Annotated in this window: 13 protein-coding genes; 4 read left to right on the forward strand and 9 right to left on the reverse strand. The window is 64.6% G+C overall.

Annotated features, from left to right (window positions below):
- Positions 1 to 18: 18 nt before the first annotated feature.
- The 8 genes from I6F33_RS08830 to I6F33_RS08865 all read right to left on the reverse strand — a co-directional run bounded on the left by I6F33_RS08830 (position 19) and on the right by I6F33_RS08865 (position 13,063).
- Positions 19 to 3,837 (reverse strand): Dyp-type peroxidase domain-containing protein, encoded by a 3,819-nt coding sequence (locus I6F33_RS08830; protein WP_225141973.1) that lies wholly within the window; start codon positions 3,835 to 3,837, stop codon positions 19 to 21.
- 291 nt (positions 3,838 to 4,128) lie between these two features.
- Positions 4,129 to 5,124: an FAD:protein FMN transferase gene (locus I6F33_RS08835; RefSeq protein ID WP_225141976.1), complete on the reverse strand. Its 996-nt coding sequence runs from the start codon at positions 5,122 to 5,124 to the stop codon at positions 4,129 to 4,131.
- Positions 5,121 to 5,690 carry a nitrous oxide reductase accessory protein NosL gene (locus tag I6F33_RS08840; RefSeq protein ID WP_036039555.1) on the reverse strand — a complete coding sequence of 190 codons (570 nt, stop codon included), beginning with the start codon at positions 5,688 to 5,690 and terminating at the stop codon, positions 5,121 to 5,123. The genes I6F33_RS08835 and I6F33_RS08840 overlap by 4 nt, the downstream gene beginning before the upstream one ends.
- Complete coding sequence (locus tag I6F33_RS08845) at positions 5,687 to 6,514, reverse strand: ABC transporter permease subunit (protein ID WP_225141978.1); 828 nt, start codon at positions 6,512 to 6,514, stop codon at positions 5,687 to 5,689. The genes I6F33_RS08840 and I6F33_RS08845 overlap by 4 nt, the downstream gene beginning before the upstream one ends.
- Entirely contained in the window at positions 6,511 to 7,428 is a 918-nt protein-coding gene (locus I6F33_RS08850) for an ABC transporter ATP-binding protein (RefSeq protein WP_225141979.1), read from the reverse strand. The genes I6F33_RS08845 and I6F33_RS08850 overlap by 4 nt, the downstream gene beginning before the upstream one ends.
- Positions 7,425 to 8,786 (reverse strand): nitrous oxide reductase family maturation protein NosD, encoded by a 1,362-nt coding sequence (locus I6F33_RS08855; RefSeq protein ID WP_225137294.1) that lies wholly within the window; start codon positions 8,784 to 8,786, stop codon positions 7,425 to 7,427. The genes I6F33_RS08850 and I6F33_RS08855 overlap by 4 nt, the downstream gene beginning before the upstream one ends.
- A 13-nt stretch (positions 8,787 to 8,799) precedes the next feature.
- Positions 8,800 to 10,746, reverse strand: a complete 1,947-nt coding sequence (gene nosZ / locus I6F33_RS08860) for a TAT-dependent nitrous-oxide reductase (RefSeq protein ID WP_225141981.1) — start codon at positions 10,744 to 10,746, stop codon at positions 8,800 to 8,802.
- Positions 10,747 to 10,768: 22 nt separating this feature from the next.
- Positions 10,769 to 13,063, reverse strand: coding sequence for a NosR/NirI family protein (locus tag I6F33_RS08865; protein WP_225141983.1), 2,295 nt, complete (start codon positions 13,061 to 13,063; stop codon positions 10,769 to 10,771).
- Positions 13,064 to 13,262: 199 nt separating this feature from the next.
- Between I6F33_RS08865 and I6F33_RS08870 the strand changes: the two genes are divergently transcribed.
- The 4 genes from I6F33_RS08870 (at position 13,263) to I6F33_RS08885 (ending at position 19,243) form a co-directional block, all read left to right on the forward strand.
- Complete coding sequence (locus tag I6F33_RS08870) at positions 13,263 to 14,141, forward strand: ferritin family protein (RefSeq protein WP_109143764.1); 879 nt, start codon at positions 13,263 to 13,265, stop codon at positions 14,139 to 14,141.
- A gap of 479 nt (positions 14,142 to 14,620) precedes the next feature.
- Positions 14,621 to 15,652 (forward strand): TRAP transporter substrate-binding protein, encoded by a 1,032-nt coding sequence (locus tag I6F33_RS08875; protein WP_225141985.1) that lies wholly within the window; start codon positions 14,621 to 14,623, stop codon positions 15,650 to 15,652.
- 30 nt (positions 15,653 to 15,682) lie between these two features.
- A complete protein-coding gene (locus I6F33_RS08880) occupies positions 15,683 to 17,572 on the forward strand; it encodes a TRAP transporter large permease subunit (RefSeq protein WP_225141988.1) in 1,890 nt (629 codons plus the stop codon).
- Positions 17,573 to 17,593: 21 nt separating this feature from the next.
- Complete coding sequence (locus I6F33_RS08885) at positions 17,594 to 19,243, forward strand: acyl-CoA synthetase (protein WP_225141990.1); 1,650 nt, start codon at positions 17,594 to 17,596, stop codon at positions 19,241 to 19,243.
- A gap of 54 nt (positions 19,244 to 19,297) precedes the next feature.
- Here the strand turns inward: I6F33_RS08885 and I6F33_RS08890 are convergent, their stop codons facing one another.
- The gene (locus I6F33_RS08890) at positions 19,298 to 20,275 is read right to left on the reverse strand and encodes a TRAP transporter substrate-binding protein (RefSeq protein WP_225141993.1); all 978 of its coding nucleotides are present in this window, start codon (positions 20,273 to 20,275) and stop codon (positions 19,298 to 19,300) included.
- Positions 20,276 to 20,289: the final 14 nt, after the last annotated feature.

Consider the following 20,289-nt stretch of genomic DNA (forward strand, 5'->3'; position numbering starts at 1 on the left):
ACCTTTCCTTACACGGCTCTAGGGTGGAGGTGGGCTCGGTGCGGGAACTCTTCCGTCCATCGTCAGGCTCATTGGAATGGGGCCGGTCCGCAAGGGTAGCTCCGTCTCCACCAGTGCGCTGAAGAAACCCAGCATCACCGCCAGTGCCGGGTCTGCTCCGGGACATGAATGCGTCGGATGCCCCGTGACCCTGCGGTTGCCGCCGAAGGCGTGGTAGATGTCCTGGCGGCCTTCGGCGAGACTTTGCTGGGTGGCGGAGACTGCGCCGGCGACGATGACGTCGCCAGGCCTCACCTCGACTCCTCCGATTCTTTGCGAAACGACGGCTGTCCGCCAGATCAATTCGGGCACCGCGCGAAGTTGCATCGCGGGAATGAAGTCGTCTCTTAGCCGGTTGAGGGCGTCCATGTAGTTCTTTGCCTTCGTGCCGGCGTAGCGAGCGCGCAACGCCCATAGCGTTCCTTCGCGCAGCCATTCGTTCAGTATCCGCCGCAGGTTGCCGTCGACGGTCGGAATGAATCCCATCATGGCGCCTGCGACCGTGCGCGCCACGAACGGAATGTCGCCGTTGCCCCGCGGCGAGTTGTAAACCGCCTTCGTCACCGGACCGTTTGTCGGCCCGAACTGCGTCAGGAAACCTTCCATCGCACGGCGCGCAGCGTCGCCATGCGCCGCGCCGATCGCCTCCACTGTCGCGTTCGGGTGCGGCTGGAAGATGTAGCGCGAAGGCGACAGGAAATGGCCGGGATAGCCGGGCGGCTCGCCCGGCGTCCAATCCCAGCGATAGCCGACGCGGCGGAAATGACCCCCGTCCTCGCTCAACCCGAACCACGCTTCGCAGAAGGCGGCGAGCAGCGGATCCACCAATTCGTGCACGTCGACGGTCAGCTCCCAGCTCGCTTCGCCGTCGCTGGCGGCATAGTCGATCGTCTGCTTGACCATGAAGCCCAGCACCTTCTGTGTGACCGCGCGCGCCAGCTCGAATGCGGCGGGTTGGTCGAGGGCCATGATCGCGGCGTTGCAGGCCTCGGATTCCTGCTCGTAGACCTGGTCTGGCTGCCCGGCGTCGCGGCCAAGATAGAGGATGCCGAACGACCGCAGCATGCGGGGAAGATAGCCGGTGATGGTCAGCTTGGTGTCGGAATCGGCGAACACCTTGTCGACCATGTCGCGGTCGGCCACCAGGACCCCGAAGGGCGTGCGGAGCGCGCCGCCGTGGCGCTCGCGGATCGCAGCCCAGATCGACGCGTTGATGAAATGCGAGGCTGAATCCGGATCTTCGAGCGCTGTCTTCCATGCGGCCATCGCCGCGGCTTCGCCCTGCCGGCGCTCGATCAGGCGCAGACGCGCGATCTCCTTTTCTCCCCGATCCGCGCACCATGTCACCGCCGGTTTATACCCCCGGCTCGCCGCCCATTGCTGCAGATCGGCAAGCGCTTTCTTCGATGGCGCGAAGAAATACGCTCCCCATTCCAGCCGAACGAACGGACGGGGTTCGTCGTGGAGCCGGTCCGAGCCGTCCAGCGCGACGCGAATGGTCTTGCCTTCATGCTCGAACCGGAAATGCCGGAGCCGGCCAGGCTCGGCGAGGCCGAGGAAAGGATCGCTTACCCCTGAGGACGAACCCGCGCTGTTGCCGCCGGAGAGCCAGCTCTGCACCACCTCGAACTGCTCGCCGAGGCTGGCATTGTAGGCCATGAAAACCAGGCCGCGCTCTGCTTGCTGGCCGGATTTAGCGGCTTGCGGGTCGACGGGCGGACCGTAGGACATGCCGCGCCTGACGATCCGTGGGGGCCGGGCGCCGGCATCCGCCTTGGTGATCGACACGCGCGGATTGGCGCGCCGTATGTGCGCGTGGAACGGACACGATTGGGCCTGCGGGTCGGCGTCGTAGTTGAAGTCGTTGTGGCCTTTGTCAGGGGGCGGAGTAGGGGTCAGGGGTTGCCCGGCCTGGGGATGGCCGGTCGGCCAGCGTCCCATCATCTTGGCCATCAGCGTCTCGCGCGTCAGGGCAGGTGCGTCCGGTCCGGCCATCTCGGCTGCCTGTCGCGTCGCGCGGGCGAGCACATCCTCGAGCTGCTCGACGTCCTGTCGCAGCTTGCGCAGCGCCATGAAGCTGCCGTCGCGGAGCATCGCGTGAGCACGATTGGTCGCGTTGCCGAATGGCGCCGTCTCGTCGGCGATGTTCGGATAGCCGCACAGAATTTCGCCGAGATGCACCTGATTGGAATAGTACGTGCCGGCCTCGCACTCTCGCAGCACCGGGTTCGAACTGCCGTCGGCGAACCCGAAATGGTCCTGCATGTCGCGGGATCTCTTGTCGCGCTGCCGCTGCATCCATTGGATCGAAAGGGGCCTGATACCCGCATCGACCCCGACCAGGCGGTTCATTTCGGCCATCAACGCCTGTCTCGCATCCGCCGTCGGCTGCGCATCCTTGGACAGCAACAGGCGGAGCTGGAGGACGGCATGGACCGAGCTCATGCTGATGCGCGGCGCCGGGTTGCCTTCGGGCAGGTCCGGCGCGTCGGTCCCGAGCGCCCAGTTGCTGGCGGGAAGGCGCCATCGCTGCGGATGATTCCAGCGCACGTCGCCGAGCAGGCCGGCGCGTCTTTCCATGCCCTGCACGAACTCTTCCGGCAGAGTGCGCACCTCTTCGTCGGACAGGCCGGCCTGACGCAGTCCCTCGACCGTGAATGCGATGTTGGTGACGATCTGCCCCGGCGTCAGAACGTCGGCTTCGGACGTCACCTCGAGGACGTCGAGAAACGCGGCCAGTGCGGCCGGGTTGGCGAACTGCAGCAGCAGCAGGCAGCCGTGATCTGAATTGTAGGCGGTCAGAATTCCGCCCTGCACGTTGCCGGGATCCTGCAACGGCAGTTTTGCCGGCGGGGCGAGGGGCAGGTTGCGCCGTACCGGCGCCACATCGGGCGGGGTCATCAACCAGCGCAGGGCCTCATCATAGCGCCGGCGGGCGCGCTTGACGCCTTCCGCGTAGGTGGGGTCGTTGATCATGGTGACGAATTCCGGCAGCAGCTCGTGGCCGGCCCGATGCAGAAGCACCCCGTCATGCGTCCCCGGCGGATAGAAGTCGGCCAGACGGTAGAGTCCCGCCAGTGCGCGGATGCCGTGGCGAAACGGAGGCCGGGCGGCGGCTTCGATGCTGAGCGGTTTGCTGAAGCCGGCATTGCTCGGATCGACGCCGACCTGGCCGTCGACCTCGAATATCGAGTGTCGCGCGATGTCTTCCGGCGAGGGAATCCTGATCCGCGTGACGATCTTGTCGGCGCCGGCGCCAGAGGCGCGCCGATAGACCCGCTCCTCCATCCGCAGGAAGCGCGTGTCATCCACGGTCAGGTCGGGGGTGGCATAGAGGAAATAGGCTTCGGTCTGCTTGCTCTTGAGCCAGATACCCCAGTTTTCGTACGTGTTCTCGTATCCGAGCACATAACCTTCGGTATTGCAGAAGATGAGGTCGAGCAGCCGGGCGGCCTTCTGCCAGATGACGCGGACATAGGCTTCCCAGGAGCCGTCGAACGTGGCGGTCAGCAGCACATAGTCCACGCCGTCGGCGGATTCGTCCTCGGGTTCGAGCACGGCGATGCCCACCGAGTGGATCCGCCCGACGCGGTCAACGGAATCGGTCAGCACGCGGGCGAGCTCGTATTCATACGCGTTGGCGCGTCCGCCATTCAGCGCCCGTAGCACGTATTTGACGCGGGTCTTGTACGTGGTCGCATCCAGGGACGGCACGAACCCCTTCTTGATCGGAGCCATCACCCTGAAATCGGACGTGCCGGCCATGCTGCCGGTCTTGATGGTCAAATCACGACGCATGTTTTTGGCTCCCCTGCTGCGAGCGTCTCTTCGCTGCGCGCTCCCAAAATGTGAAAATTACGGCTTCACTTCCTCAAACGTGCAATCTGGCTCGCAATGTTTCCAATGCGCTCATGGACTTAATGCAGGCATTTCGGTCGCGAAGTTGGTCGTTGCGGCAGCTCGAGCCAGAGCGGATCAACTCTGCGGCTGCGGCTCTCCAGCTTTTATGAACTGGCCCACAATTCCGAACTTTCTTCGCGGTCGCAAACCGGGAAGTCGCCGGAAGGAAACGAGCGTCGTCGTTGGGTATTATGCCAATAATTCGACCGACTTGCCGGCCGCGTCGATCACGTGCACGCGGTCGATATCGACACGCCGCAACAGCGATCGAATCTGGCCGTCCGGCATCAGGCTGAACGCCGTCGACAAGGCGTCCGCTGCAGTCGCGCTGCGGGAAACAGTGGTCACGCTGCGATAGCGGTGGGCGCAGCCGCCCGATCGGGGATCGAACAAATGGTTGAAGCGCGCCCCGGAATCGAACTGGCAACCGTAACCGCCTGAGGTGGAGACGGCGCGGTCGACGATCGGCAGCACCGTTTTGGTGTGGCCCGCGCTGTCCGGATCGGCGATACCGACGTCAAAGGGGCGTCCGTCCGGACGCGCGCCGATCGCCCGGGCCTCGCCCATGTCGACCAGGCTGTGCGAGATGCCGTGCGCCCGCAGCAGGTCGACCACCTTGTCCGTAACGTAGCCCTGCGCGATCCCGTTCAGGGTGACGGCCATGCCCTTGGGCATCACGATCCGGTCGCGGCTGACCGACAGCCGGCTGCTGTCGACGCGCGCCAGCGCAGCCTCGATCTCGGCTAGGCGAGGGCCGGCCGGATCGGCGTCAGCTCGCGCGAAATGGCGGGCATAGAGCTCCCACAGCGGCTGCACCGTGACGTCGAACAAACCGCCCGTCAGCCTGGCGTAGCGCTGCGAGGTTGAAAGCAGATCGACCATTTCGGCGGCCGGATCAACCAGGACACCCGTCCGGTTCAGCGCGACCAGGGCGGAATCGTCGAGATAGAGACTGAACAGCCGTTCGAGCCGGCGCGCCTCGGCGCAGGCCAGCGCGATCAGCCGCTCGGCCCGGCGGCGGTCTTCGTCGTGAATCTCCAGCGCTGCGACCGCGCCCAGCATCGTGCCGCGCCAGGTGACCGGCGCGGCCTCTGCACAAACGGGACGTCCGACGGACAGCGCGCCGAGCCCCGCGGCAGCGGCGCTGATCCGGATGAAGCGTCGGCGGGACAGCATTGGCGTCATGGCGTCCTCCTCGCTCCGTCACCCGGCGCCCCTTCGGACGCTTCGTCCGGCGCCGCGCCGCCGGCATTCGCGGAAGCGAGGACGTAGTCCCGCGGCACCTCGTCGAAGCCGACGATCCTGCCGCCGTTCTCACTTGCGAATCTCTCGGCGGCGGCCCGGTCCGAGAACGGCACGGCCTCGTCGCCGCCCATGCCGCTCTTGACTCGGCTCTCGATCACGAACAGCGCCTTGCGCGCCTCGATCCAATTGTCGGCGCTAGGCTTGTCCCAGTCGGGCGCCTTGCCCATGTCGGACACGTAGATCGCCAAAATGTCTTTGGGCTCATCCGGCAGCATGGTGAAGGCGATCGCATCGCGCACCGACGAGAACCAGACGGGCTGGATCAAGCTCGCGGCGAAGATGTGACCCTTGGGTCCGGGATGCTCGAGCACGTTCATGCCGCAGTAGTGGCCGATGTCCTCCGCGGTCATCCGATGCGGCGGCGGGATATTGGCAGCCTGCTTGTCGTTGCAGCCCGCGAGCGCGAGCGGCAGCAGCAGGGCGAGCAGCAGCGTTCGGCGCCTCATAGCTCCCTCCGCGAGAAGGCGAGCGCGGCCAGGCCCAGCGGCAGCAGCGTCCAGCCGAGCAGGGCGGTCAGCAGGACCGGCACCGTCAGCGACGTGGTTTGGGCGAGGCCGGCCATGCCGGCGAACGTGCTGACATTGGCGAAGCCGGTCAGATTGATCAGCCGGTAGGCGTCGGTCGGGTTCGCCAGCAGCATGACGTTGAGCGCGACCGCAGAGATGCTGCGACCCTGGTCGAGCGCAAGTACGCCCAGCAGCGCCATGTCGTAGATGAGCACCAGCAGCAGCCACAATCCGATGCAAATGCCGGCAGCCGTTCCGCGATCACGCACGAGCGCGCTGACCAGATAGCCGATCGCCACAAACGCAGCTCCGAGCAGCACCGAGGAGCCGATCATGGCCACGAAGGCCACGAGACTGTCGCCATCGATACGGCCGCCCGTCGCCGCCAGCGCCGCCACGGCAAGTCCGTAGCCAAGGCAGGTCGCGAAGGCGAGAACGGCGAGATGGCCCAGGAACTTGCCGAACAGCACCTGCGACCTCGCCACCGGGTAGCTGAGCAACAACAGCATCGTCCCCCGCTCCATCTCGCCGACGATGGCGTCGTGAGACATCAGCAGCGCGATCAGCGGAACGAGAAAGATGGTCAGGCTCGACAGGCTGACGATGACAACGTCGAGCGTGCGCACGCCGACATTGCCGGTCGGCGCACTGCCGAGAAACGTCAGCGACAGGGCAAGCCCGGCCAGCAGCAGCGTTGCCGCAAGCACCCAGCGATTGCGGATCGCCTGATGGATCTCCTTGGCTGCGATGATCAGGATATTCATGAGGCCTGCTCCGATCGTCGGAGAAAGTGAGCGTAGAGCTCGTCGAGGCTCGGCGGGACCACGTCGACGTCCTCGACAGCATTGCCGGAGGCGGTGGCGCGATGCAGCAGCTCGATCTTCCGCTCCGGTGCGGCGTCGATCTCGACGATGTGGCCGTTCAAGCGGCGGCAGGTCGTGTCGGTCGGCGCCCAGGCCGGCATCTCGTGCGGGGCCAGCCCGGAAACCTTGAGACGGATCCGGGTCGGCAGCCGGGCGAGGCGGCGCAGCTCGTCGATGGTGCCGTCCGCGACCTTGAGACCGCGGTTCATGATGATGACCCGCCCGGCGCGCTCCTCGAGCTCGGTGAGCGCGTGCGACGACAGCAGCACGGTCGCGCCCTCGGCTGCGAGCCGCGCGATGACATCGTAGAAGGTCTGGCGCAGTTCCGGATCAAGGCCGGTGGTCGGCTCGTCCAGCAGCAGCACGCGCGGTCGACCCAGCAGCGCCTGCGCGAGCCCGAGCCGCTGGCGCATGCCCTTCGAATAGGTGCCGACCCGCCGGCAGCTGGCGGCGCCCAGGCCGACGACATCGAGCAGCTCCATAGCCCTTGCGACCGGCTCCCGCTTCAGCCGTGCGTAGAAAGCCTGCGTCTCGCGGCCGGTGAGGGCGGCGTCGAAGGAGACATTTTCAGGCAGATAGCCGAGCTGCTGACGTCCGGCGAACTCGCCAGCCGCGGGATTGTCCCCGAGAACCTCGATGGAGCCGCTGGTCGGCCGGATCAGCCCGAGCATGAGCTTCATGAGCGTGGTCTTGCCGGCGCCGTTGTGGCCGATCAGCGCCACGAGCTCGCCGTGGCCGAGCTCGAATGAGGCGCCGCGGACGGCTTTGACGCTGCCGTAGTCTTTGGTGACGTCGCAGAGGCGCACCGTCTTCATCGTCGCGCCTCCTCGGCGACGCGACGCCCGGGCGGAGATATCAGGGGATGACTGTCGACGACGCCGCCAGGCAGCAGCGCGGGAAATTGCGCCTGCGCCCAGCGGATCACCTGCACTGCGGGGCTGTTGATCAGGACCTTCGCGGCCGGCGCGGTCCACAGCACGCGATCGACGAGGTCGTTCGGCCGATACGCCGTATCGGCGATACCATCTCCGTTCAGGTCGAAAGCCGGATTGTCGCTCCAGTAATTGCCGCGCCCGCCGATCGACCAGTCGAGATGCCGGGTGCCGACATATTTCACCTGGTTGGCGTTGCTGACGAAGGAGTTGCCCGTGATCTCGTTGCCTTCGGAGCCGGCCGTGAAGTGCACGCCGATCGCGCAGCGCTCGAACCAGTTGTTGCGGAACTTGTTGTGGTTGGTGTTGTAGATGAACACGCACTTTTCCGGGCCGGTCTTGAGAGAGCTCTCCCGCTTCTGCTGCGGGAGCATGCCTCGCTCCTCGGCCGGCCCGTCCTCCGGCTTCTGCATCGTCGGGTTCAGCTGGCCGCCGGTGACCCGGTTGCCTTCGATCACGGCGTAGTTTGCGTAGTTGAAGAGAAGTCCATAGTCGCGATCGCGATCGGAGCTGTTGCCGCGGATCACCAGACGGTTCGAGTACATGATGGCGTAACCGACGTGGTTGCCGATCGACACGTTGCCGCTGACTTCGCTGTCGTTGGTGTACATGTAGTGGACCGCGAAGCGAACCTGCTCGAAGCGGTTGTCGATGAAGCGGTCCTTGCTGCTGGAGATCGAGAAGATGCCGTCGCGGCCATAGCGGAACGTATTGTTAGCGATGGTGACATCGGGCGCGTTCCACAGCGAGACTCCATTGCCGGCCTCGCTGAGACGCCCGCCGCGCAGTCCCTCGATCTCGTTGCGCGCCACCCGCGAGCCCCTGGCGCCATGCACATAGACACCGAACAGGTTTTCCACCAGCCGGTTGTCCTCGATCCTCGCGCGCTCGGCCGTCTTCTGCAGGAAGATCCCGGAATTCATCGCCTGCAAGTCGCGGCCGGACCCGCGAATGGTCAAGCCGCGAATGGTCACATCGGCCGCGCTGACGGTAATGACGTTGCCGGAACCATCGCCATCGAGCACAGCGTCCCGACTCCCGACCAGCTGCAAGGAGCGGTCGATCCGGATCGGACCATGATATTCGCCCGGCGCAAGCTCGACGACGTCGCCGGCGCGCGCATGATCCAGCACGACTTGCAGCGGCTGGCCGGGCGCAGCCGTCAAGGTCTTCGCTTCGGCGAAGCCCGACAATCCGGCGGCGGCCAGCGCCGCCGGAAACATGCGTAACAGAAGTCGCACGAAGTCACTCCGATCAGACCGATTTCGGTTCGACGAACATCCTGCCCTTCATCTCCATATGCATGGCGTGGCAGAACCAGGAGCAATAATACCAGTAGACGCCTGGCTTGTCGGCCGTGAAGGTCACCGACGCGGTGGCCATGGGCCCGATCTCCATGTTGATGCCGTAGTTGACGATGCAGAACCCGTGCGTCAGGTCTTCGACCGCGTCGATGTTGGTGACGAAGACGGTCACTTCGTCACCTTGCTTGACCTGGAACTGATCGAGTCCGTAGGCCGGCGCGGTCGAAGTCATATAGACCCGCACCTTGTTGCCGTCGCGGATCACCTTGGAATCCGCCTCGAGGTTGATGCCGTCGGCCTTGGCCTGCTTGACCGCATCCGCAAAGATCGGATCCGCGCGGTCATAGATCGAGACGGGGTTGATCTTGGAGCGGTGGACGATGGTCGCGTCATGCGGCTCGGCGAAGCTCGGGCCGTCATGCACGAGCTTCATCTGATCGCCCGAGATGTCGATCAGCTGATCGTTCTCCGGCTTGAGCGGGCCGACGTTCAGGAAGCGGTCCTTCGAGAACTTGTTCAGCGAGATGAGCCATTTTCCATCCGCCTCCTTGGTCTGGCCCATCGAGGTGTGGTTGTGGCCCGGCTGATAGTGCACGTCGAGCTTCTGGAGGATGGGGTTGACCTTCTCGCCCTTGAACGCGCGCTTGGCGAGGTCGATGTTCCACTTGCAGACCTGGCTGTCGAGGAAAAGGGTGGTGTAGGCGTTGCCCTTGCCGTCATAGGCCGTGTGCAGCGGGCCAAGGCCAAGCTCCGGTTCTGCAACGACAACGTCGCGCGGCTTGATCTTGTCATCGAACAGGTCGTCAAATTTGCGGACGTCCATCACAGTCACGGTGGGCGAGAGCTTTCCGGCCGCCACGATGTGGATGCCGTCCGGAGCGGTGTTCATGCCATGCGGATTGTTCGAGACCGGAACGTAGCGGGTGTAGGCCGAACCCTTGCGGCCGTCGATCACGGGCACGCCGTTCATCTCCTTGAAGTCGCCCTTCTTCACGGCCTCTTCGATCCGCTTGATGTTGAAGATGACGACCCAGTCCTGTTCGCTGGCGGTCATTTCCGCGAGAGTGACGCCTTCCTCACCGTTGTAGCAGGTCGCAAAGCAGTACTTGCCCTGGTAATCGGCATCGACATTGTCGAGGTTGCCGCTGACGATCACCTGCCAGGCTACCTTCATCGTGTCGCCGTCGATCGCACTGAAGATCGAGCGATACTGCTTGGGATCGTCCAGGATCTTGCCGTCATTGGGCAGCGGCACGCCATCCTCGCCGTTGGCGAAGACATAGCCCGTGCGCGGATATTTCTGCAGGCGGAGGCCGTGAACAGTGTGCTGGTTCGGCAGTTCGATGATCTTGTCGCACTTCATGATGTCGAGCCGCACCCGCGCGACGCGGCTATTGGCCTTGTCGTTCATGAAGGCATAGCGACCGTCATAGGTGCCGTCCGTGAACGAAATGTGCGGGTGGTGGAGGTCGCCGTTCAGGTAGGTGCCGCCGCGGTTCTTCAGGAACTCGCGGGTCGCAGGTTGCATCCCCTCGGTCAGAACCTTGATGCTTTCGTTGGTCTGCCCCCAGCCGGTCGCGCTGCAGCGATTAAAAACCGGAACGCGCATCAATTCGCGCATCGAGGGAAGGCCGACGACCCGCATCTCTCCGGACTGGCCGCTGGAGAAGAACACGTAATATTCGTCGAGCTCGCCGGGCGCGACCTCGGCCTTGTGAACGGCCGGCCGGGCTGCCGGTGCTTTCGGCGCGGCATTCTTGGTCTGCGCGTCCGCAGGCGCGACGAATCCGCCGTCCTTCAGCATCACTCCGCCGGCAAGGCCCACGCCCGCTGCGGCCGCCGTCGTTCCGAGCACGGTTCGTCGGCTGACGCCCTTGGTTTTTTCGTTTTCACTCATGATTGCCTCCTCGGGTTCGGGTTCAGTTTGGGGGTGGAGAGAGGACTGCCGATGCGGCAACGGGCTTGCCACCGGCGGTAATGACGGTCGCGGGACCCTTGCCGCCGGAGCGCATCGAGGGCGACGACATCGCCGCGAACTTCTCGCGCTTGAGCCGCACCTGGATCATGTGCGGGCAGCGGTGGTCGTCGTAATAGAGTTCCTGACAATGCATGCAGTAGATGCATTCGTTGACGTTGATGTGCCCCTCGGGATGGATCGACTGCACCGGGCATTCCTTGGCGCAGCGCTGACACGGCGAGCCGCATTCTTCCCAGCGGCGCAGCCATTCGAACGTCCGCATGCGCCCGGGAATCGCGAGCGCCGCGCCGAGCGGACAGAGGTAGCGACAGAAGAAGCGCTCGATGAAGAGGCCGATGACGAGCAGGGCGACTGCATAGGCCACGAACGGCCAGCTTCGTGAGAATTTCAGGATGATCGCGGTCTTGAACGGCTCGACCTCGGCAAATCGCTCGGCCATCTCGACGGAGTAGAGCGACAGCCCGAACAGTCCGAGAAAGATGATGTACTTGATCGGCCATAGCCGTTCATGCAGTCCCCACGGCACCGTTATTTGCGGCACCTTCAGCCATTTCGCAGCCGTGTTGGTGAGCTCCTGCAGTGCGCCAAAGGGACACAGCCAACCGCAGAACGGTCCGCGCCCCCAGAACAGGAGCCCGCCGGCCGTCGCCGCCCATAGAATGAAGATCAGCGGCGCGGCGAGGAAGAATTCCCAGTGGAAGCCGGTCACCAGCGCGTTGGTGAAGGTGACGACGTTGACGACGGAGAGCTGCGCGTTGGCGTACCAGCCGAGCCAGACCAGAACGAAGGCGAGATAGCCCCGCCGCACCCAGGTGTAGAGCACCGGGCGGCGCACCAAGAGGTTTTGGAAGAAGAAGACGCCGGTGAGGGCGGCCAGCATGAAGGCGGTGATGGCGATCGAGACCGTGCTCGATCGCCAGATCCGCATCCAGAGTGGCTCGTCCGCCTCCGCCGGCGGGGCGGCCGCGACGGCTGCCTGCGAGGGCGGAGGCGCTGCGCTCTCTGGCACGGTCACGGCCCGCTGCTCGCGGCGTATGTAGCTATCGGGCAGGGTGTAGTTGACGTCGAAGGTCAGGAATGCCTTGTCGCGGCCGCCGAGGCTGCGCTGCACCAGGAGCTGAAGCTGCCACGGCTGCGTTGGATCCAGCGTGAACTCGGGAGGCGTGACGAACAGCGCGACTTCCCTGAACTCCGGCGCGCCGACCGCGTCCAGCGCACCAAGGCGGGTATGGTTCCGGTCGCGGAAGCGGGTGCTGTTGCCTTCCTGCAGGATTTCGATCCGATCGAAGATACCACCGCGCACATAGGCCGAGCCCTTGAAGGAGTAGGGGCCGTTGCCGGCGACGATGATCGCCTGCTGTCCGGGCTTAAGGCCCTCCTTCAAGCGTCGATAGCCATCCTCGCCAAGGAGGCTGCGGCCGATCGTGGGCGCACTCGCGAGGGCGACGTAAAGATCGATGAAGGTGTCGTTCGCGTCACCCGGTTCGGGATATTGAGTCGCCGCCGCGCTGCCGGATTTTGCAAAGGCGTCGTTGATGTCGCCGATCCCGAGATGAAGCCGGCGGATCGAACCGTCGCCGACGAGGCTCTCCCAGTCGCGGACTTCGCTGTGTTCGAGATCCAGCGTCTTGATGGCGGGGGGCAGGGCAGCTGAAACCGCCGCGCCGTTGCCGCCGCCAACACGGCCGCTTCGGATCAGCTTGGACGCCGCACGAACGATGCTGTCGCCCATCACCAGCACGGTGACGGTTGCGCCGCTGACGATGTCGACCTGCGGTGGCCTCTCGGCACCACTTGCGACCGGCTTCATGTCCTTGCCGATCAGCGCGTTCACGGCAGCGATGATGCGCGCCTCGGGAATGCCGACCAGCACGATCGGCTCCTTGTGATCGACGAGCTTGATGCCGGTGATGACGCCGTTGGGGTCGATTCCAGCCAGCAAGTGAATCGGTTTGCCGGAGTAGCCGACGGTGTTGGCGAAGTCGGAGTTCAGGAACACGAAACCTTGGAGCTGGTCGCCACGATAGACGGGCACGATGGGCGGATCGCCCTGCGGAGGTCCGAACCGCTCGGCGCTTGGGAAGAAGTCAGCAGGCGATGTTTTGGAAAGATAACCGGCAAGATTTCCTGCGGCGCATGCGGGTTCGAGCCACAGCGTTGCACAGATCGCAAAGAGGACGGCGAGCAACGGGCCGCCGAGCCAATCGTTTGCGGTTGCGGAACAACTCCGGGCCATGAGCACCACAGGTGGAACAGCCGCCCCAAACGAGGACAGCTTTTCATTCGATTTCGAAAGTTTGATGTCCCGGGATCGCCGCTGACGCCGGGTTGGCAGGCTCATTGCCTGAGCCGAATTGACTCGCGTCAATACAGCCTTGTTAGTATCCGGACACGATGCCTCATTGCGCTGGATCAAACAGCGAAGGAATTCGGCAATGCCTCTGCTTCGAAAGGCTCTCCTGGGAGCCGAGCCGACCGGTACCTTGCAGTCGCTTGATGAGCTGTTCGCGCTCGCGCATGCCATGGAACAGGAGGCCGCGAACAGGTACAGCGGATTTGCCGATGAGATGCGTCGGCAGAACAAGAACGACTTGGCGGCGGTATTCACCCAACTCGCAGCCGCGGAACGCGAGCACGTCGACAGCGTCGCACGATGGTCGCAATCGCGCTGCGGCAAGGATCCGGATCCTGCGCTGGTGCGCTGGGAAGCGCCCGAGACCTTCGATGCAGAGACCGCCGCTGAGGTGAACACCTCGCGGCTTTTGACGCCGTACCGCGCGTTAGCGATGGCAGTGCGCAATGAGGAACGGGCCTTCGCGTTCTGGTCCTACCTGGCAGCCTATTCCCGGGATCCTGAAGTCAAGAAGGCGTCTGAGGCCATGGCAAGGGAGGAACTCGGCCATGTCGCCGCGCTGCGGAAGGAGAGGCGGCGCGCATATCGCCACGAACACGAACGGAGCCGTGCCGAGACGTCGGCGGAGCCTCGACCGCCGCATATCGACGCGCAGCGGCTCGAGCTCCGCCTGGCCGCGCAACTTGCCGAGATGGAACCACGCCTGAGCGGGCCAGCGGCGGTCCGGATAAGGGGCATTCGCCAACAGGCAATCGAGATGGCCGACGCCGCCGTGGGTGCGGGAAGCTTTCCGGCGCCCATGGAACGCAAAGGCCCATTGGAGGTCGCCGAAGCGCTCGTCGACGGCTACCTCGAAGGCGCCGAACGGGCGACCGATGCGGCCCACCTCGAACGCCTGCAGCGACTGGCAGAGCAAGCGATCTCGAGATTGGCTTGGCTCCGATCGCTGTCGGCGGCGTAACGCGCTTGCGGCAATCGTGGCTATGGGTGCCGTCGATCGCATGGCGGCTTGTCCGAAGGACAGTGGCCGGCAGGCCGTCGAAAGCGTCCCAGACGGAATCTCAAGGTGGGCCTCGGTGCGATGCGAGCGGTCGGATGCCGTCGCCAGAGCAAAATCCACAATTCGCATAAGGTATATTATGGAATATATTTATGTACAATCGGATCAGTTATTTAGGCGGAATTGCTGACATCCGACCTTCGCCAAAGCCCGTATCTCCGTCTGCGCGTCGGCCGTCGTCTTAGCTCTTGATGTCTACTGTGCATGGGGTTGTTTTTCAGGTTTTGAAACGGGTCGAGGTCTGCGAAAGCCGATATTGCCGTGACCTTGTCCGGCTGCAATAAGCGAGGCATCCGCGAGATCGCAGATGACCCTAAGGCCGACCGCCCGTATAGGTTTGCATCTCAGAACAACAACAAACCTTCCGAGGAAGCAGACCCATGGTCCTTTCCACGCGCTATTCCCGACGCACGCTTCTCAAGGCTTCCGCCGCGACCGCGGTCCTCGGCGGCCTCGGTGCGCCCCATGTGGCCCGCGCCCAGAGCGCCGAGTTCACCTACAAGTACGCCAATAACCTGCCCGACACCCATCCGCTCAACGTCCGTGCCAAGGAGATGGCGGCGGCGATCAAGACCGAGACAGGCGGCAAGTTCGACCTGCAAATCTTCCCGAACAATCAGCTCGGCTCCGACACCGACATGCTGAGCCAGATCCGCTCCGGCGGCGTCGAGTTCTTCACGCTGTCCGGCCTGATCCTGTCGACCCTGGTGCCGGCGGCGTCCATCAACGGCATCGGCTTCGCGTTCCCGGACTACGACACGGTCTGGAAGGCCATGGACGGCGATCTCGGCGCCCATGTCCGCGGCGAGATCAAGAAGGCCGGCCTCGAGGTCATGGACAAGATCTGGGACAACGGCTTCCGCCAGACCACGTCGTCGACCAGGCCGATCGCCGGGCCTGACGATCTCAAGGGCTTCAAGATCCGCGTGCCGGTTTCGCCGCTGTGGACCTCGATGTTCAAGGCGTTCGATGCCGCGCCCGCCTCGATCAATTTCAGCGAGGTTTATTCCGCACTCCAGACCAAGATCGTCGAGGGCCAGGAGAACCCGCTGGCCATCATCTCGACCGGCAAGCTCTACGAGGTGCAGAAGTACTGCTCGCTGACCAACCACATGTGGGACGGCTTCTGGTTCCTGGCCAACCGCAGAGCCTGGGAAAAGCTGCCGCAGGACGTGCGCACCGTCGTCGCCAGGAACATCAATGCCGCCGCCGTCAAGGAGCGTGAGGATACCGCCAAGCTGAACGCCAACCTGCAGCAGGAACTCGCGGGCAAGGGCCTGACCTTCAACCAGCCGCCCATCGCGCCGTTCCGCGACAAGCTGCGCTCCGCCGGCTTCTATGCCGAATGGAAGGGCAAATATGGCGATCAGGCCTGGGAGCTTCTGGAGAAAGCCGTCGGCAAGCTGTCGTAGCGCATTGGGGCCGTCGAGGTCGGTATCAGGATGGCTCACGTCGAGATCGAGTTGACCGAAGCGGTGGGCGAGGTGACGTTGCAGTCCCCTCGCCGACCTTCGCTGCTGGCCTCAGTTGAGCGCGTGCTCGGCCTCGTCGTCGAAATCCCGACGGCGATCCTGGTGATCGCCGAGATCGTGATCCTGTTTGCCGGGGTGGTCGCACGCTATGGCCTGCACCGGCCGCTGATCTGGTCGGACGAGCTCGCCTCGATTCTGTTCCTGTGGCTCGCCATGCTGGGCGCGGCGGTTGCGTTCCGCCGCTCCGAGCACATGCGCATGACGGCGGTCGTCGCCAGCGCCAGGCCGGCGATGCGCGCCTATCTCGATCTGGTCGCGACCTCCGCGGCCCTGGCGTTCCTGATCCTGATTGCGTGGCCGGCCTGCGACTACGCCTATGAAGAAAGCTACATCACGACGCCGGCGCTGCAGATCTCCAATATGTGGCGCGCCGCCGCGCTGCCGGCCGGCATCGGCCTGATGGCGGCCTTTGCCCTGCTGCGGCTCGCGCGCGCCGCCGACCACCGCATGGTTGCGGCCGCCGTGCTGTCGGTTGCGGTCGTGATCGGCCTGTTCTGGCTGGCCGAGCCATTGCTGCGACCGCTCGGCAATCTCAACCTCATCATCTTCTTCGTCGGCGTCGCCGGCTTCTGCGTGTTTGCCGGGGTTCCCATTGCGTTCGGCTTTGGTCTTGCGATCTACGGCTATCTCGCGCTGACCACGCGCACGCCGGTCATGGTGCTGGTCGGGCGGATGGACGAGGGCATGAGCCACCTCATCCTGCTTTCCGTGCCGCTGTTCGTGTTTCTGGGGTTACTGATCGAGATGACCGGCATGGCGCGGGCCATGGTGGCGTTCCTGGCAAGCCTGCTCGGCCATATCAGGGGCGGCCTGCATTACGTGCTGGTCGGCGCGATGTACCTCGTCTCCGGCATCTCTGGCGCCAAGGCGGCCGACATGGCGGCAGTCGCGCCCGTGCTGTTCCCGGAGATGAAAGAGCGCGGCGCCAAGCCCGGCGATCTCGTCGCGCTGCTGGCGGCCACCGGCGCCCAGACCGAGACCATCCCGCCCAGCCTCGTGCTGATCACGATCGGCTCGGTCACGGGCGTCTCGATCGCCGCCCTCTTCACCGGCGGCCTCCTGCCCGGCGTCGTGCTCGCCGTAACGCTCTGCATGCTGGTGTGGTGGCGCTACCGCCACGAGGACATGAGCCACGTCCGCCGCGCGACGGCATCCGAGATCGGCAAGACCTTCGTCGTCGCCCTGCCCGCGCTCGCTCTGCCCTTCGTGATCCGCTATGCCGTGGTCGAGGGCATCGCGACCGCCACCGAAGTCTCCACCATCGGCATCGTCTATGGCGCCTTCGTGGGCCTTCTGATCTACCGCCGCTTCGACTGGCGGCGGCTGTTTCCGATGCTCGTCGAGACCGCCGCGCTGTCGGGTGCGATCCTCCTGATCATCGGCACGGCGACCGGCATGGCCTGGGGCCTGACCCAATCCGGCTTCTCGCGCTCGCTGGCTGCAGCCATGACGGGATTGCCGGGCGGGGCTGCGACCTTCATCGCCGTGTCGATCCTGGCCTTCACCATCCTCGGCAGCGTGCTGGAGGGCATCCCGGCGATCGTGCTGTTCGGACCGCTGCTGTTTCCGATCGCCCGCGCCGTCGGCGTGCACGAGGTGCACTACGCCATGGTGATCATTCTCGCCATGGGTATCGGGCTATTCGCCCCGCCCTTCGGCGTCGGCTATTATGCCGCCTGCGCCATCGGGCGCGTCGATCCGGCCGAAGGCATCAGGCCGATCTGGGGCTATCTGCTGGCGCTGCTGGTGGGATTGATCATCGTCGCGATCTTCCCGTGGATCTCGATCGGATTTCTTTGATGCGGTTTAAGGAGGGTGTCGATGAGCGAGCGACAGAATCCGTACAATATCGGCCTCGACAAGACGCAAGCCAACTATGTGCCGCTGAGCCCGCTGAGCTTCCTCGCGCGCAGCGCCGCGGTCTATCCCGATCACGTCAGCACGGTCTATGAAGGCCGCAGCTTCACCTGGGCTCAGACCTATGAGCGCTGCCGGCGGTTCGCCTCGTGGCTTTCGAGCAAGGGCATCGGCGTCGGCGACACCGTCGCGGCGATGCTGCCGAACATTCCCGCGATGAACGAGGCGCACTTCGCGGTGCCCATGACCGGCGCCGTGCTCAACGCGCTCAACATCCGCCTCGATGCGCCTTCGATCGCGTTCCAGCTCGATCATGGCGGCGCGAAAATCATCCTGGTCGATCCAGAGTTTTCAGGCGTCATCACTGCGGCCCTGGCGCAGATGACCGGCCCCAAGCCGCTGGTGGTCGACGTCGACGATGCATCGTTCAAGGGCGGCACCCGCATCGGCGAGATCGAATACGAGGCAGCCGTCGCCGAAGGCGATCCAGGCTTCGCGCCGATCACGCCGAGCGATGAATGGGACGCGATTGCGCTGAGCTACACCTCGGGCACGACGGGCAATCCCAAGGGCGTCGTTACCCATCATCGCGGCGCCTATCTGAACGCCGTCAGCAACATCCTCGCCGGCAATCTCGGCCAGCATCCGGTCTATCTCTGGACGCTGCCGATGTTCCACTGCAACGGCTGGTGCTTTCCCTGGACCATTGCGGCGGCCGCCGGCATCAATGTCTGCCTGCGCAAGGTCGAGCCGACCAGGATCTTCGAGCTGATCAAGCAACACGGCGTCACCCATATGTGCGGCGCGCCGATCGTCTACAACACGCTGATCAACGCGCCCGATGCACCAAAGGGCGATGCGGCCCGCCGCGTCGTCGGCCTGATCGCGGGCGCAGCGCCACCGGTCGCGGTGCTGGAAGGCGCCGAAAGCATCGGCATCAAGCTGACGCATGTTTACGGCCTGACCGAGGTCTACGGCCCCGCCTCCGTCTGCGCCGAGCAGCCGGGCTGGGATGACCTGCCCGCCGCCGAGCGCGCGCGCATGAAGCGCCGGCAGGGCGTGCCCTACCCGCTGCAGGAAAGCGTCACCGTGATCAACCCGCAAACGATGCAGCAGGTGCCGCGCGACGGCGAGACGATCGGCGAGGTCATGTTCCGCGGCAACATCGTGATGAAGGGCTACCTGAAGAACGAGAAGGCGACCAGGGAAGCTTTCGAAGGCGGCTGGTTCCACACCGGCGATCTCGGCGTGCTCGACGAGCACGGCTACGTCATCATCAAGGATCGCTCCAAGGACATCATCATCTCCGGGGGCGAGAACATTTCCTCGGTCGAGGTCGAGGACATCCTCTACAAGCACCCGGCCGTGCTGTTCGCGGCCGTGGTGGCAAAGCCCGATCCGAAATGGGGTGAAGTGCCCTGCGCCTTCGTCGAACTGAAAGAGGGCGCCAGTGCCAGCGAGGCGGATATCATCGCCTTCTGCCGCAGCCAGATGTCCGGCTTCAAGACGCCGAAGGCGGTCGTGTTCGGGCCGATCCCGAAGACGTCCACGGGCAAGATCCAAAAGTTCCTGCTGCGCAACGAAGTCGGCTCGGTGAAGGCGATCTCGGCCTGACCAGCGGCCAAAGAAGCTTCCGCCCGCCTGCGGCGGGCGGAAGCTCTCTCATCCTCACATCTTCTTGTAGGAGTCGAGCACCGCCTGACCGTCGGCCCCTGCCTTCTTGAGCCAGTCGGCCGTGAGCTGGTCGCCGATCTTCTGGAAGCCGGCCTTCAGTGCCGGGCTCGGCGGCTCGACAGTCATGCCTTTGGCCTTGAGCTGACCGAGGTACCAATTGGCCTTCTCTTCCCAAGCCTTCCAGCCGCGCGTCTCCGCGGTGGCGGCGGCCTTCAGGATGGCCTCCTGGGTCGGCTTGTCGAGCGCCTCGAACGCAGCCTTGTTGACGAAAGTGTAGTTCTTCGGAATCCAGGCCTGCACGTCATAGAAGTATTTGAGCGACTCCCACGCCTTCGAATCGTAGCCGGTGCCGCCCGACGACATGAAGGAGTTCACCACGCCGGTCGCCAACGCCTGTGGCAGTTCCGCAGCCTGGATCGTGACCGATTGCGCGCCGACCAGTTCGCCGATCCGCGCGGTCCCGACATTGTAGGCGCGCCACTTCAGACCCTTCATGTCCTCGATCGTGGCCAGCGGCTTGTTGACGTAGACGCCCTGCGGTGCCCACGGCACCACGAACAGCAGCTTGAGACCTTGCGCGTCGAGCTTCTTGGCGATCGCAGGCTTGGAGGCCTGATACAGCTTCGTCGCCTCGGGGAAGCTGGTCGCGAGGAACGGCACGACGTCGACGCCGAAGATCGGGTCTTCGTTCTCGTGGATCGACAGCAGCACCTCACCCATCTGCGCCTGCCCGGTCACCACGGCGCGCTTGATGTCGGGCGCCTTGAACAGCGAGGCGCCCGGATGAACCGTGATCTGGAGCTTGCCCGAGGTGGCGGCTTCGACGTCCTTGGCGAACGCGACCAGGTTTTCGGAGTGCGGATTGTCCGCAGGATACGCTGCCGGCAGGTTCCATTTGCTCTGAGCCGAGGCAGGTGTCGCGGCCAGCACAACGCCGGCAATCAAGGATGCGTGGAATAAACGAGACATCATCGGACTTCTCCTCA

Source organism: Bradyrhizobium sp. BRP20 (assembly GCF_020194215.1).
Lineage (GTDB): Bacteria > Pseudomonadota > Alphaproteobacteria > Rhizobiales > Xanthobacteraceae > Bradyrhizobium > Bradyrhizobium yuanmingense.

What these genes read in the sequence shown, in the direction of transcription:
- I6F33_RS08830 (WP_225141973.1), bottom strand. Translation starts at nt 3,837, where the DNA reads ATGCGTCGTGATTTGACCATCAAGACCGGCAGCATGGCCGGCACGTCC.
- I6F33_RS08835 (WP_225141976.1), bottom strand. Translation starts at nt 5,124, where the DNA reads ATGACGCCAATGCTGTCCCGCCGACGCTTCATCCGGATCAGCGCCGCT.
- I6F33_RS08840 (WP_036039555.1), bottom strand. Translation starts at nt 5,690, where the DNA reads ATGAGGCGCCGAACGCTGCTGCTCGCCCTGCTGCTGCCGCTCGCGCTC.
- I6F33_RS08845 (WP_225141978.1), bottom strand. Translation starts at nt 6,514, where the DNA reads ATGAATATCCTGATCATCGCAGCCAAGGAGATCCATCAGGCGATCCGC.
- I6F33_RS08850 (WP_225141979.1), bottom strand. Translation starts at nt 7,428, where the DNA reads ATGAAGACGGTGCGCCTCTGCGACGTCACCAAAGACTACGGCAGCGTC.
- nosZ (WP_225141981.1), bottom strand. Translation starts at nt 10,746, where the DNA reads ATGAGTGAAAACGAAAAAACCAAGGGCGTCAGCCGACGAACCGTGCTC.
- I6F33_RS08865 (WP_225141983.1), bottom strand. Translation starts at nt 13,063, where the DNA reads ATGGCCCGGAGTTGTTCCGCAACCGCAAACGATTGGCTCGGCGGCCCG.
- I6F33_RS08870 (WP_109143764.1), top strand. Translation starts at nt 13,263, where the DNA reads ATGCCTCTGCTTCGAAAGGCTCTCCTGGGAGCCGAGCCGACCGGTACC.
- I6F33_RS08875 (WP_225141985.1), top strand. Translation starts at nt 14,621, where the DNA reads ATGGTCCTTTCCACGCGCTATTCCCGACGCACGCTTCTCAAGGCTTCC.
- I6F33_RS08880 (WP_225141988.1), top strand. Translation starts at nt 15,683, where the DNA reads ATGGCTCACGTCGAGATCGAGTTGACCGAAGCGGTGGGCGAGGTGACG.
- I6F33_RS08885 (WP_225141990.1), top strand. Translation starts at nt 17,594, where the DNA reads ATGAGCGAGCGACAGAATCCGTACAATATCGGCCTCGACAAGACGCAA.
- I6F33_RS08890 (WP_225141993.1), bottom strand. Translation starts at nt 20,275, where the DNA reads ATGATGTCTCGTTTATTCCACGCATCCTTGATTGCCGGCGTTGTGCTG.